This window comes from Streptomyces sp. SID14515, assembly GCF_010548505.1.
In the GTDB taxonomy this organism is placed as follows: domain Bacteria; phylum Actinomycetota; class Actinomycetes; order Streptomycetales; family Streptomycetaceae; genus Streptomyces; species Streptomyces caviscabies.
Genome location: NZ_JAAGMH010000026.1, coordinates 1 through 12,967, shown reverse-complemented (window position 1 = coordinate 12,967; position 12,967 = coordinate 1). Strand labels below are relative to the sequence as shown.

At 73.2% G+C, this 12,967-nt stretch carries 9 protein-coding genes and 1 pseudogene; 4 read left to right on the top strand and 6 right to left on the bottom strand.

The annotated features are described in order from the left end of the window. A partial coding sequence (locus tag G3I54_RS04290) for a carboxyl transferase domain-containing protein (protein WP_343240266.1) occupies positions 1-775 on the bottom strand: 775 nt, incomplete at its 3' end. Positions 776-810: 35 nt separating this feature from the next. Beyond that, positions 811-2,340 carry an acyl-CoA synthetase gene (locus G3I54_RS04285; protein WP_164611241.1) on the bottom strand — a complete coding sequence of 510 codons (1,530 nt, stop codon included), beginning with the start codon at positions 2,338-2,340 and terminating at the stop codon, positions 811-813. 331 nt (positions 2,341-2,671) lie between these two features. Here G3I54_RS04285 and G3I54_RS04280 point away from each other — a divergent pair, with 331 nt between their 5' ends. Then, a complete protein-coding gene (locus G3I54_RS04280; protein ID WP_164611239.1) occupies positions 2,672-5,167 on the top strand; it encodes a PQQ-dependent sugar dehydrogenase in 2,496 nt (831 codons plus the stop codon). Further along, positions 5,164-7,332 carry a ThuA domain-containing protein gene (locus G3I54_RS04275; RefSeq protein ID WP_164611237.1) on the top strand — a complete coding sequence of 723 codons (2,169 nt, stop codon included), beginning with the start codon at positions 5,164-5,166 and terminating at the stop codon, positions 7,330-7,332. Before G3I54_RS04280 ends, G3I54_RS04275 begins: the two co-directional genes overlap by 4 nt. A gap of 73 nt (positions 7,333-7,405) precedes the next feature. Here G3I54_RS04275 and G3I54_RS04270 read toward each other — a convergent pair whose 3' ends face one another. Beyond that, positions 7,406-8,629 (bottom strand): NarK/NasA family nitrate transporter, encoded by a 1,224-nt coding sequence (locus G3I54_RS04270; RefSeq protein WP_164611235.1) that lies wholly within the window; start codon positions 8,627-8,629, stop codon positions 7,406-7,408. Positions 8,630-8,756: 127 nt separating this feature from the next. Here G3I54_RS04270 and G3I54_RS04265 point away from each other — a divergent pair, with 127 nt between their 5' ends. Next, the gene (locus tag G3I54_RS04265) at positions 8,757-9,188 is read left to right on the top strand and encodes an Lrp/AsnC family transcriptional regulator (RefSeq protein ID WP_030078115.1); all 432 of its coding nucleotides are present in this window, start codon (positions 8,757-8,759) and stop codon (positions 9,186-9,188) included. A gap of 51 nt (positions 9,189-9,239) precedes the next feature. Here G3I54_RS04265 and G3I54_RS04260 read toward each other — a convergent pair whose 3' ends face one another. The 3 genes from G3I54_RS04260 to G3I54_RS04250 form a co-directional block, all read right to left on the bottom strand. Further along, entirely contained in the window at positions 9,240-10,772 is a 1,533-nt protein-coding gene (locus G3I54_RS04260) for a GAF domain-containing protein (protein WP_164611243.1), read from the bottom strand. Positions 10,773-10,869: 97 nt separating this feature from the next. Further along, a complete protein-coding gene (locus G3I54_RS04255) occupies positions 10,870-11,907 on the bottom strand; it encodes a rod shape-determining protein (protein WP_030078118.1) in 1,038 nt (345 codons plus the stop codon). 130 nt (positions 11,908-12,037) lie between these two features. Continuing rightward, positions 12,038-12,607 carry a hypothetical protein gene (locus G3I54_RS04250; protein ID WP_164611233.1) on the bottom strand — a complete coding sequence of 190 codons (570 nt, stop codon included), beginning with the start codon at positions 12,605-12,607 and terminating at the stop codon, positions 12,038-12,040. A 124-nt stretch (positions 12,608-12,731) separates the two neighbouring features. Between G3I54_RS04250 and G3I54_RS38845 the strand changes: the two are divergent. Further along, positions 12,732-12,967: pseudogene (locus G3I54_RS38845) on the top strand (hypothetical protein); the annotation flags it as partial.

Here is a 12,967-nt window from a genome sequence, read left to right as displayed (position 1 = left end):
CGGGCGGCGTCGCGGGTGTGTCGGCACCGCGCGCGTCGGCCCGGGGCACATCGGCCCCGGGCGCCTCGGGCGCGCCGGACGGACCGTGCGGCCCGAGCGCGCGCAGCCAGTGCGTCACCGTGGCGGCCAGCTCATCGGCCCGTACCACCGCGTCCACCTGGCCCGCCGCGAACTGGCCCTCGGCGCTGTACGCGTGCGGATCCGCGTCCGCCGGCCGTACCCGCGACCCGGCGAAGCCGACCTGCGCGCCCGGCAGGGCCAGCACCACATCCGCCCCGGCCCCCACCGTGGCCCAGCCGCCGCCGGTCGTCGGATCGCGGAGGACGGCGATCTGCGGGAGCCCGGCCGCCCGCAGCCGGGTGGCGGCGGCGGCCACCCGCTGGAGCTGGGTGAGCGCGACCATGCCCTCCTGCATTCGGCTGCCACCGGTGGCGACGAGCGCGAGCAGCGGCAGCCGCCGGGCCAGGGCCAGCTCGTACGCGGCCTCCAGCCGGTCGCCCGTCCGCTGGCCCAACGAGCCGCCCAGGAAGCCGAATTCGAAGGAGAGGAGCACGCACGCACGGTCGCCGACGACCCCGGTGCCGTACACCACGGACTCCTCCTCGCCGGTCCGCGTCCGGGCCCGCTCGCGCGCCGCGTCGTAACCGGACCAGCCGAGCGGTCCGTCGGCGGGCAGATCGCGCGGCGGCGGCAGGTGCTCGGTGAAGCCGGCCGGGCCGGTGAGCAGCGTGACCGCCTCGCGGGCCGTCATCCGGGAGGGGGTCTCGTCAGGCACGGAAGGGGCTCCCATCGGGCCGGGAGGAGGCTTCGTCAGGCACGGAGCGACCTCTTCATGATCTTGCCCAGGTCGTTGCGGGGCAGGGCGTCCAGGTAGCGCACGGTGCGCGGGCGCTTGTGCGGGGCGAGCTGGGCCGCCACATGGTCCGCCAACTCCTCGGCGGAGGGCGGAGAGCCGGGGTCGGCCGCGACCACCCAGGCCACGACCCGTTCGCCGAGGTCGGCGTCCTCCTCGCCGGTCACGGCCGCTTCCCGGACCCCGGGGTGGGCGAGGAGCACGTTCTCGATCTCGCCCGCGCCGATCTTGTAGCCGCCGCTCTTGATCAGGTCGGTGGCCTTGCGCCCGACGATGGTGACGTATCCGTCCTCGTCCACCGTGCCGACGTCGCCCGTACGGAACCAGCCGTCCGCCGTGTGCGCGGCGGCGGTGGCGTCGGGCCGGTTGAGGTAGCCGGTGAACAGATTCGGCCCCCGGACCTGGATCTCACCGACCTCACCGGCCTCACCGGCCTCACCGGCCTCACCGGCCTCGCCGCCCGCCCCGGCCGCGGCGAGCACCGTGCCGTCCTCCTCCACCAGCCGCAGCTCCACCCCCGCGAGCGGCGGCCCCACAGTGCCCGGGCGCGGGACGCCGTCCGCCCGGATCCCCGTGTTCATCAGGGTCTCCGTCATGCCGTACCGCTCGATCACCCGCCGCCCGGTCGCCGCCGCGATGCGTTCGTGGTCGTGCACGGGCAGCGCCGCCGACCCGGAGACCAGCAGCCGCGCCGACGCCAACGCCCGGGCCAGCGCGTCCCGTTCGGGGGTGCCCGCGGGCGCGTCCAGCACCTCCGCCAGCCGGTGGTACATCGTCGGCACGCCGAACAGCATGGTGGCGCCGGAGCCCAGCTCACGGGCCACGCCGTCGGGCGAGAACTTCCCCAGGTGGCGCAGGGCGCCGCCCCGGCGCAGCGGGCCGAGGACGCCCAGGATCAGCCCGTGGACGTGGAACAGCGGCAGCGCGTGGACCAGGACGTCGTCGCCGGTCCACCCCCAGGCGTCCTCCAGCGCGTCCAGGGAGGCGGCGACGGCCCGGCGGGGCAGGACGGCCCCCTTGGGCGGGCCGGTGGTGCCGGAGGTGTAGACGATCAGGGCGGGGGCCTCGGAGTCCGCCTCGACGCCCTCGACGCCCTCGCGCCCCTCCGGGGCCTCCACCGCATCCCGTGCGTCCACCGTCACCCGCCGCAGCTTCTCCAGCGCGGGCGGCAGCGCGTCGTCCGGGCCCGCCAGCACCACCGAGGGCCCGCTGTCGGCCAGGATGTGCGCCAACTCGCGCTCTCCGGTACGGGGGTTGAGCGGCACGGCAGGCACCCCGGCGCGCAGCGCGGCCACCACCGCGATCACCGTCTCCGGTGTCGAGGTGGCCCAGACGGCGACCCGGCCGGCGTCCGCGATGCGGGCGGCGAGCGCGGCGGAAGCCCCGGCCAGCCGGCCGTAGGTCAGGGAGAGGTCACCGAAGCGGACGGCCTCCCGCGAGGCCGCCGGGCCGGTGGGGGACTGGAGCGCGGGGAGAAGGAGGGTCACGCCGAAAGCCTAGACGGCCTCCGGGTGAGGGCCCGGAGGAATCGCTGCACGGAGCATCGAACCGGAATTTTGACACGACCTTGACAAATTAATTTTGCGTTGCCAGCATGCAAAAAGCCTGCCTGGTGAGGGAGTTGGAGCGCTCTCCAGGAGGAAAAAGCTGCCTGCGCCCGTGCACCGGCGCAGTCGTCGCACGCCTGCTCACCGCATGCCTGCCTTGCGCACGCCTGCACCCCGCACGCCGTACGCCCCGCGCGCCGGGCCCCGTACGTCGCAAAGCGCGACAGCGCCTTGCCTGACAGACCCCACGTACCGTCAGGAAGGAACGACCATGTCACCCGCACCCCCACGGTGGTCCAGATACGCCACCGCCCTCGCCGCTCTCCTCGCGGCCACGCTCGCCGTCCCCGCCGCGGGCCCGGCCCTCGCCGCCGATCCCGAGGCGAGCGCCCCGCGCATCGCGGCCGACATCCCGGCCGCCGACTACCAGCAGGTCCAACTCGCCCTCGGCGCAGCCGAACTGGGCGAGGCCATGTCGCTCGCCGTGCTGCCGGACCGGTCCGTGCTGCACACCGCCCGCGACGGCACGGTCCGGCTGACCGACGCCGCCGGCGCCACGAAGACGGCGGGCAAGCTCGACGTCTACACCCATGACGAGGAAGGCCTCCAGGGCATCGCCGTCGACCCGGGCTTCTCGGCGAACCGCTATGTCTACCTCTACTACTCGCCGCTCCTGGACACCCCGCCCGGCGACGCCCCCACCACCGGCTCCGCCGCCGACTTCGCACCGTGGAAGGGCCACCTCAACCTCTCCCGCTTCGTCCTCAAGGCCGACGGCACCCTCGACACCGCCAGCGAGAAGGTCGTCCTGGAGGTCGAGAGCGACCGGGGCCAGTGCTGCCACGTCGGCGGTGACATCGACTTCGACGCCGCCGGAAACCTCTACCTCACCACCGGCGACGACACCAACCCCTTCGAGTCGGCCGGCTACGCGCCCATCGACGAACGCGCCGACCGCAACCCGCAGTTCGACGCGCAGCGCTCCTCCGGCAACACCAACGACCTGCGCGGCAAGCTGCTGCGGATCAAGCCCACGGCGGACGGCGGCTACACCGTCCCGGCGGGCAACCTCTTCGCCCCCGGCACCGCGAACACCCGCCCCGAGATCTACGCGATGGGCTTCCGCAACCCGTTCCGGATGTCCGTCGACCAGAAGACCGGAGCCGTCTACATCGGCGACTACGGCCCCGACGCCGGAACCACCGACCCGAACCGGGGCCCCAGCGGCCAGGTCGAGTTCAACCGCGTCACCGAGCCCGGCAACTTCGGCTGGCCGTACTGCACGGGCACCAACACGCCCACGGAGACGTACGGCGAGTACACCTTCCCCAGCGGCCCGTCCGGCGCGAAGTACGACTGCGCCGCCGGCCCGGCCAACAACTCCTTCCGCAACACCGGCCTCGCCACCCTGCCGCCCGCCCAGCCCGCCTGGATCCGGTACGCCGGTGACGCGGGCTCCCCGCCGGAGTTCGGCGGCGGCTCCGAATCCCCGATGGCCGGACCCGTATACAACTTCGACGCCGGTCTCGAATCGGCCGTGAAGTTCCCCGCCTCCCTCGACGGCCGCTTCTTCGCCACTGAGTACGGCCGGAAGTGGATCAAGCCGGTCGAGGTGAAGGCCGACGGATCACCCGGGACCATCGACACCTTCCCGTGGACCGGCACCCAGGTGATGGACTCCGCGTTCGGACCCGACGGTGCGCTGTACGTCCTCGACTACGGCACCGGCGCGAACAACCAGGCGCTCTACCGCGTCGAGTACCTCGCGGGCAGCAACCGGTCCCCGGTCGCCGAGGCCGCCGCCGACCGGACCTCCGGGCCCACCCCGCTCGCGGTCTCCTTCTCCTCGGCCGGCAGCGCCGACCCCGAGGGCGGAAACCTCACCTATGCCTGGGACTTCGGCGACGGGGCCACCTCCACCGACCCCAACCCCAGCCACACCTACACCACCGCCGGGACTTTCAACCCGACCCTGACCGTCACCGACCCCGAAGGGCTCACCGGCTCCGCGAGCCTCGTCGTCACGGCGGGCAACAGCGCGCCCACGGTCACGCTCACCACCCCGGCGGACGGCGGCCTCTTCTCCTTCGGCGACTCCGTCCCCTTCACCGTGACCGTCAGCGACCCCGAGGACGGCACCATCGACTGCTCCAAGGTCAAGGTCACCTATCTCCTCGGCCATGACAGCCACCGCCACCAGATCACCTCGAAGAACGGCTGCTCCGGCACCATCGACGTACCCGTCGACGGGGAGCACGACAGCGCCGCCAACATCTACGGGGTCTTCGACGCCGAGTACACCGACGCGGGCGGGCTCACCACGCACAGCGACTCCATCCTCCAGCCCCGCCACCGGCAGGGCGAGCACTTCGCCGCCCAGAACGGCATCGAGATCGCCCCGCACGGCTCCGCCGAGGGCGGCGCGAGCGTCGGCTACACGGACGACGGCGACTGGATCTCCTTCGAGCCGTACGTCCTGTCCAACGCCACCTCCATCACCGCACGGGTCGCCTCGGGCGGCGCGGGCGGCACACTTGAGGTGCGGGCGGGATCGGCGACCGGCACGCTCCTGTCCTCCCTCCCCGTCGCCCCGACCGGCGGCTGGGAGAACTACGTGGACGTCACGGCGGACGTGAACAACGCGCCCACCGGATCCACCGAGCTGTTCTTCGTCTTCACGGGCCCGACAGGCCAGGGCAGCCTCTTCGACCTGGACGCCTTCACCTTCAGCACCTCCAACACGGCGGCGGAGGTGAGCGGCCGATGAGACGATCCGGTATCCGCCGCCTCGCCTGTGCCGTCGCCCTCGCCCTCGGCGCGGCCTTCCTGAGCCCCGGCGTGCAGAGCGCGGCGGCCGCCGATCCGTACCAGGTCCTGGTCTTCTCCAAGACCGCCGGTTTCCGCCACGACTCCATCCCGGCGGGCATCACCGCCCTCCAACAGCTGGGTGCGGCCAACGACTTCACCGTCACCGCCACCGAGGACGCGACCGTCTTCACCCCGCAGAACCTCGCCGACTACGAGGCCGTCGTCTTCCTCTCCACCACCGGCGACGTCCTGAACGACACCCAGCAGAGCGCGCTCAAGGGGTACGTGGACGGCGGTGGCGGATTCGTCGGCGTCCACGCGGCCGCCGACACCGAGTACGACTGGCCGGAGTACGAGGACCTGGTCGGAGCCTGGTTCCAGAGCCATCCGGCGATCCAGGAGGCCCGCCTCACCACCGAGGACCACGTCCACCCGGCGACCGCGCACCTGGACGACACCTGGACGCGGACCGACGAGTGGTACAACTACCGCTCCAACCCCCGCGACAGCGTCCACGTACTCCAGTCCCTGGACGAATCCAGTTACAGCGGCGGCGAGATGGGCGGCGACCACCCCATCACCTGGTGCCACGAACAGCAGCAGGGCCGCTCCTTCTACACCGGGCTCGGCCACACCATCGAGTCCTTCGCCGACCCCGACTTCCGCCAACTCCTCCTCGGCGGCGTCCAGTACGCGGCCGGAGCCGTCGAGGCGGACTGCTCCGCCGGTGACCCGGGCGGCCCGGACCCGGGCGGTGACAGCGCCGAGGCGGAGGCGTACACCTCCTCCTTCGGCGTCCAGAGCGCCGCCCATGGATCGGCGAGCGGCGGAGCCACCCTCGGCTACATCGACGACGGCGACTGGGCGGGCTACTCCACGCTCGACACCGCCGGGGCCGCCGCCTTCACCGCCACCGTCTCCTCGGCCGGCGCGGGCGGCACGATCGAGGTCCGCTCCGGCTCCGCCACCGGGCCGCTCCTCGGCTCGGTGGACGTCGCCCCGACCGGCGGCTGGGAGACCTTCACCGAGGTCACCACCGCCCTGACCGCCGGTACGGGCCCGCTGTTCCTGCGGTTCACCGGGGGAGCGGGCGCGCTCTTCGACGTCGACCGCCTCACCCTGACCCGCGCCCCGGCCACCGAGGCCGAAGGCTCGTCCAACGTGCACCTCTTCTACTACGCCTGGTACGGCACCCCCGAGGGCTCGGGAAGCTGGCGGCACTGGCAGCAGGGCGGCCACACCCCGCCCGACTCCATCGGGGCCGACCTCTACCCGAAGCTCGGCCCGTACGACTCCGGAGACATCGCCGGAGCCGTCGACCAGCACATGGAGTGGGTGAAGCGGTCCGGCGCGGGCGTCATCGTCTACAGCTGGTGGGGGCAAGGAGGGTACGAGGACGGCCTCGCCGGTGACGTCCTGGACGCCGCCGCCCGCCACGGCATCGAGGTCGCCTGGCACATCGAGCCGTACGGCAACCGCACCGCCGCCTCCGTCGTCGACGACATCGCCTATCTGGAAGGGAAGTTCGGCGACCACCCCGCGTTCTACCGGGACGCGGCCCACGGCGACCGCAACGCCTACTACATCTTCGAGAGCCTGAGGATCCAGGACTGGTCGGCCCTCGACGCCGTCAAGGACACCGCCATCGTCCTCGCCCAGACCACCGACACCACCAAGGTCGACCACTTCGGCGGGATCTACACCTACGACGGCATCGCCGGGGCCACCGCCCCCGGCTGGAAGCAGGCCGGCGACTACGCCAAGGCCAACGGCCTGGTCTGGGCCCCCTCGGTCGCCCCCGGCTACATCGACGACCGGGCCGTCCCCGGCAACACCACCCCCACCCTGGGCCGCGCCGACGGAGCCTCCTACGACCTGGAGTGGAACAACGCCCTCGACCCGGCCATCGGCGGCGACCCCACCTGGGTCTCCGTCACCTCCTTCAACGAGTGGCACGAGGGCAGCTCCATCGAACCGGCCTCCGCCACCCCGCCCCCGGGCCACGGTTACGAGACCTTCGACGGGGCCTACGGAAAGACCGGGGAGGCCGCCGAGACGGCTTACCTCGACCGGACCGCGTACTGGGCCGACCGGTTCGAGCGGCAGCTCCGGCAGCGCGGATAGCGCTCAGCGGGGCACGCACACGAACGGCCGCGTTCCGGCGGGAACGCGGCCGTTCTTCCCGTGCCCGAAGGCCTCACCCGTCGCGCTGGATGGTCCGCATCCGCCCGTACGCGTACACACACCCCGCCAGGGCCAGATCGGACAGCAGCATGAAGCCGATCGCGTAACTGTCCTTGGCGCTGTAGATCGCACCCATCACCAGCGGCGGCACGAAGCCGCCCAGCCCGCCCATCGCGCCGACGATGCCCGTCACACTGCCCACCTTCGGCTGCGGCGTCACCTGCGAGACCAGGGCGAACACACTGCCGCTCGCGGTGCCGAGCCCGGCCGCCATGGCCAGCAGCGCGATCGTGCCGCCCGGGTTCAGCGGCGGCTCGAAGGCCTGCACGATCGCCATCAGCGCGGCCAGCAGCAGCGCCGCCGAGGTCACCAGAGCCGGATGGGCCCGGTCCGAGAGCCAGCCGCCGATCGGCCGGAAGACGACCGTGACCAGGGCGAAGCCGGCCGCCTTGGTGCCCGCCTCGGTCGGCGACATCTCGTACCAGGTCTTCAGATACGTCGGCAGGTAGACCCCGAACGCCACGATGCCGCCGAAGCCGATCGCGTACAGCGCCGACAGCTCCCAGGTCACCCGCAGCTTCCCGGCCTCGCCGAGCCGGTGCACCAGCGTGTCCGTGGGGATCTTCCGGCCAGGGTGGTCGGTGACCAGCACGGCGGCCACCAGCGCGAACACCACCAGCGCGCCCGCCACCACGAGGAAGGGCAGATTGTCGCCGTGCTTCGCGATGCGCGGGGTGAAGTAGCCCGACAGCGCCACCCCGCCCATGCCCATCCCGAACACACCCAGCGCGAAGCCCCGCTTGGCGGGCGGGAACCACGCGTTGACCAGCGGAACGCCGATCGCGAACGTCGTGCCGCCGAGCCCGAGGAGGAAGCCGACCGCGAGCATCGCCCCGTAGGAGTTCTTCGCCGGGATCAGCAGCAGCACCGGCACGATCGTCAGCGCGGAGATCAGCGGGAACATCAGCTTCGCGCCGTACTTGTCGGTCAGCGCCCCCACCGGGATCCGGCCGAGCGACCCGACCAGTACCGGCACGGCCACCAGGAACGACTGCTGGAACGAACTGAGCCCGAGCCGGTCCTTGTAGTCCCCGGACATCGGCGCGATCAGGTTCCACGCCCAGAAGGTCAGCGCGAAGCCGACCGTCGCCAGGACGAGATTGCGGTACGCGGCAGGGGACGGCGCGGCTGCCGCCGGGGCGGGCGGCTCGGGGGACTGCTTGACGGAGGTGTCCACACAGGCAAGTCAAGGGCTCGGGACACCGCACGGCCCGCCGGGCTGCGCCGACCGGGGGACAGCGGGTGTCCGCGGCTTTGCACGGCTTCCCTCAGCCGATATCGCCACAAGCTGGGACAATCGCGGTATGGATCGGCTGGACAGGGAAATCCTCGGCATTCTCCAGGAGGACGCCCGGATCTCGTACCGGGATCTGGGCGTACGCGTGGGGCTCAGCGCCAACGCGGCGGGCGACCGGGTCCGCCGGATGCGCCGTGACGGGGTCATCCGCGGCTTCACCGTCATCGTCGACCCGGCCGCCGACACCCGTTCGGGCCTGGTCGTCTTCATCGACGTGACGCTGCGCCTCGACACGACGAACGAGGAGTTCGAACGCTCGGTGCTGATGCTGCCCGGGATCACGGAGGTGGTCCATGTGACGGGCGGCCACGACTACCTCGTACGGGCCACCGCCGCCGACCCGGGGGCGCTGGACACGCTGCTGCGCCGGCTGAAACGGGAGGCGGGCATCGCCCACTCCAACACCCGGATCGCACTGCGGGCGGCCCCGAAGCACTGAGGCCGGGGTCTGCGCACCCTCGGACCGGGGCCGCCCGCCGGGCCCTCCCGGTCAGACCGGGGCCTGCCAGGTCACCGTCGTCGGCCGGCCGTCCTCGCCGCGCCCGTCGTCCGAGACCACCAGCCGCACCCCGGTCCGCCCGTCCGGCAGCCGTACCGTGGCGTCCACCTCCACCTCGATGGCCGAGACCCCGGGCCTGCGGTGCGCGGCGGCCAGCGCCCCGCGCAGGGCGGCCAGCAGCTCCCGGCCCGTCTCCGCGCCCACCAGCGCGTCCACCGCCCCGGTGAACTGCACCGACGGCGGGAAACCCAGCAGGGCCGCCGCGCCCCCGGTCTCCCGCAGCACCCGGCCGCGGAAGGTGCTCGGGGCCTCGGCGGGCGGCTGCTGGAGGGCGAAGATCGCGGTGCGGACCTCCTGGATGGTGGAGTCCAGCTCGTCCACCGCCCGGCCCAGCAGCTCACCGGCGTCGGCCTCTCCGCCGTCGCCGCCGCCGGTGCCGCGAGTCTCCTCCGACGCGGCCCGCCGCCGGGTCGACTCCAGCATCATCTCCGTGGCGAAGAGCCGCTGGACCACCAGATCGTGCAGGTCACGGGCGATCCGGTCGCGGTCCTCGTACACCGCGAGCTGCTCCCGGTCGGCCTGCGCGTCCGCCAGCACCAGCGCCAGCGCCGCCTGCGAGGCGAACTGGGTCGCCAGCAGCCGGTCCACGTCCGTGTAGGGCCGCTCGCCGCGCCGCCGGGGCAGGGCGAGCGTGCCGATGAGCCGCCCGCCGCTCTGCAGCGGCAGCATCATGCTGGGCCCGAAGCGGGAGCGTACGCCGGTGGTCATCCGGGGATCGGTGGCGGAGTCGTCGATGAAGACCGGCTCGCCGCCGAGCAGCTGCACCAGCACGGCGGAACCGGGCTCGATCACCGTGCCGACGATGCCCGCCGGATCGTCCAGCGTGGACGCGGTGACGATCTCCATGCCGCCCTCCTCCGTCGGCTGGAGGATCACCCCGGCCGACGCGCCCGCCAGCGACCGGGCCCGCTCGGCCACCGTCATCAGCGCGTCGGACGCGTCGGTGCCGGTCAGCAGGGCCGTGGTGACGGCCGCCGCCCCCGCGATCCAGCGCTCGCGCTGCCGGGCCGTCTCGTACAGCCGGGCGTTGCCGATCGCGATGCCGGCCTGGGCGGCGAGGACCCGCAGCAGCGCCAGATCCGTGTCGGTGAACGGCCCCGAGGGCTTCCCGGCGAGGTAGAGGTGGCCGAACACCTCGGTGCGCACCCGGATCGGGGCCCGGAGGAAGCTCCGCACCGGCGGGCCGCCCGTCGGACCGCTCACCCGGTTGCCGGGCGGGCGGCCCGGCCGGGTCAGGGTGGCCGGCCGCCCGGCGGGGTCGTCGGGGAAGAGGTCGAGGTGGCGTCGCTCCGCCTCCGTCATCCCGGCGGTGTACAGACTCTCGATCCCGTCCCGGTCCGGGTCCAGCACCCCGAGCGCGCCGTGACGGGCCCCGGTGAGGGCGGCGGCGGTGTCCACGATCTGCTGGAGGGTGGAGCCCAGCTGCAGATCGCTGCCGACGTTGAGCACCGCTTCCAGGAGCATCGGCAGCCGCCCGGCCGTCGCGGGGCCGGGCTCCACAGGCCCCTTCACCCGGGCCGTCCGCGCCGTCCGTGCCACCGCCCGGTCCGTACCGACGGGCTCACCCCGCCAGCGGGTTGAGGACCATCGGCTGGATCTTGCCGTCCAGCATCGCGCCCAGACCGAGCACCGAGCAGACGTCGGGGCGCTCCGCGATGTGCACCGGCATCCCGGTCGCGTCGCGCAGCATCTGGTCGAGGCCCGGGAGCAGCGCGCTGCCGCCCACCATCATGATCCCGCGGTCCGCGAGGTCGGCCACCAGATCGGGCGGGCAGTCGCGGAGCACCTTGCCCACGCCGTCGAGCACCGCGGTGAGCGGGGTGTGGATGGCCTGCCGTACGGCGGCGGTGTCGACCTGCACCGAGCGGGCCAGCCCGGTCGCCACGTCACGGCCGTGGATCTCGGTGAGGGCGGGGCCGGTGAGCTGGAGGCCGTTGCCGTGCAGCGCCAGCTGGAGCGGGCGCACGGACTGGCTCGGCAGCAGCAGCTCATGGTGCTGGCGCAGATGCTGGATGATCGCCTCGTCGATCGCGTTGCCGCCCACCGGAATCCGTACGGCGGTGACGATCGAGCCGAGCGAGAGCACCGCGATCTGGGTGGTGGCGGCCCCGCACACCATGATCATGGTGGCGGTCGGCTGCTCGACCGGCAGCCCGCAGCCGACGGCCGCCGCGATCAGCGTGTCCACCAGCTCGACCCGGCGCGCGCCGAGCCCGACCAGCGTCTCCACCGTCGCGCGCTGGGCCAGCGGATCGGCCTCGTGCGGGGTGCAGGCGGCGGCGCGCAGCCGGGGCTTGCGGCGCAACTGGCGGCGGAGCTTGTCGCCCAGCAGATGACGCAGCATCCGCTGGGCCATCTCGATGTCGACGACGGTGCCGCCGGAGACCGGGCGGGCCACCCGGATGTACTCCGGGGTGCGGCCGGTCATCTGCTCGGCGAGCGCGCCGACGGCGATGAGGGAGCCGGTACGGGTGTTGACGGCGGCGACGCTCGGTTCGTCGACGACGAGCCCGAGCCCTTTGACGTACACCCGGGTCCTCGCGGCCCCGAGATCGACGGCGACATGGCAACGCTGCAACTGCTCAAGGCTGACGGTCACGGCGAGTTCTCCCGAGAGCGCGGATGGGGGCACCGGCGGCAGCCGGTCTCTCCTTGCATGGTCGCGCCGTCCGGCCCTTCGCGCGCGCTGAGCTGAGCCGTCGGTGGGCCGGAGCTGACGGCTCCTCAGCTCAGCGGGCCGGCAGCAGCCGCTGGAACAGGCCCCAGGTGAACTCCGCGACGCGCTCCTGTCCGGTGGCCGGGTCGGTGACCGCCAGCGACCAGCGGGTCGGGGCGCTGCCCTCCATCGGCCGGGCCGGCGGAAAGGCGCGGGCCGCCTCGTCCACGGTGCACGACCAGGGGCGCAGATCCGCTACGGAGGTGAGGTCCGGGCCCGCCGCGCCCGGGGCCCGCACCAGCCACTCGTTCCACACGGCCCCGCCGGGACCGGCCATCACCTCGAACCGCAGGTCCGGCCAGAGCGGCACCGGCCACAGCAGCGCCTCGCACTCCAGGTCCCCGACCCGGCGCGGCAGGGTCAGCTCCGGTTCGCCGAGCACCGAGCGGTAGCGCCGCAGTGATCCGCGCCCCCTCGGTGCGCGCACCATGGCCTGCCAGCGGCGGTTGGCCTCCCGCATATCGGCGAGCGAGGCGCTCAGTTCGTGCCGGGCCTCCTCGACCAGGCCGGGCTGGAAATCGGCCATCCGGCGCAGCAGGACGAGCTGGAACTGGAGAGGGCCGAAGGGGGCGGGAGCGGTCATGTGGCCCATCCTCCCGCGTGTCAGGCGTATCGGACCGGCCGTCACCGGAATCCGCGCTTCCTCACAAGATCCTCACCTGTGCGGCTTCCCTGGTTGTTCTGTGCACGCCTAACCTGCGGGCGCCATGGATTACTGCCACCCGTGCCGACGGCATCTCAACGGAGCCCTGGCCTGCGCCGGGTGCGGTACGCCCGCCGAGGCACTGGGCCCCTACGCCGTGCCCGTACCCGCGTCCGCCGAGCCCGCACCGGACGGGACGACCGCCCCCGCCGACGAGGCCGAAGCCCGACGCGGCACGCGGCGAGACACCCGGCGGGCGGCCCGGCGCGACGCCCGCCCCGGTGCGCGCCGGCGGTCCGG

Excerpts from the sequence above, each read along its gene's own strand:
- G3I54_RS04260 (WP_164611243.1), bottom strand. The coding sequence starts at position 10,772 with ATGCTCCTGGAAGCGGTGCTCAACGTCGGCAGCGATCTGCAGCTGGGC.
- G3I54_RS04265 (WP_030078115.1), top strand. The coding sequence starts at position 8,757 with ATGGATCGGCTGGACAGGGAAATCCTCGGCATTCTCCAGGAGGACGCC.
- G3I54_RS04280 (WP_164611239.1), top strand. The coding sequence starts at position 2,672 with ATGTCACCCGCACCCCCACGGTGGTCCAGATACGCCACCGCCCTCGCC.
- G3I54_RS04275 (WP_164611237.1), top strand. The coding sequence starts at position 5,164 with ATGAGACGATCCGGTATCCGCCGCCTCGCCTGTGCCGTCGCCCTCGCC.
- G3I54_RS04250 (WP_164611233.1), bottom strand. The coding sequence starts at position 12,607 with ATGACCGCTCCCGCCCCCTTCGGCCCTCTCCAGTTCCAGCTCGTCCTG.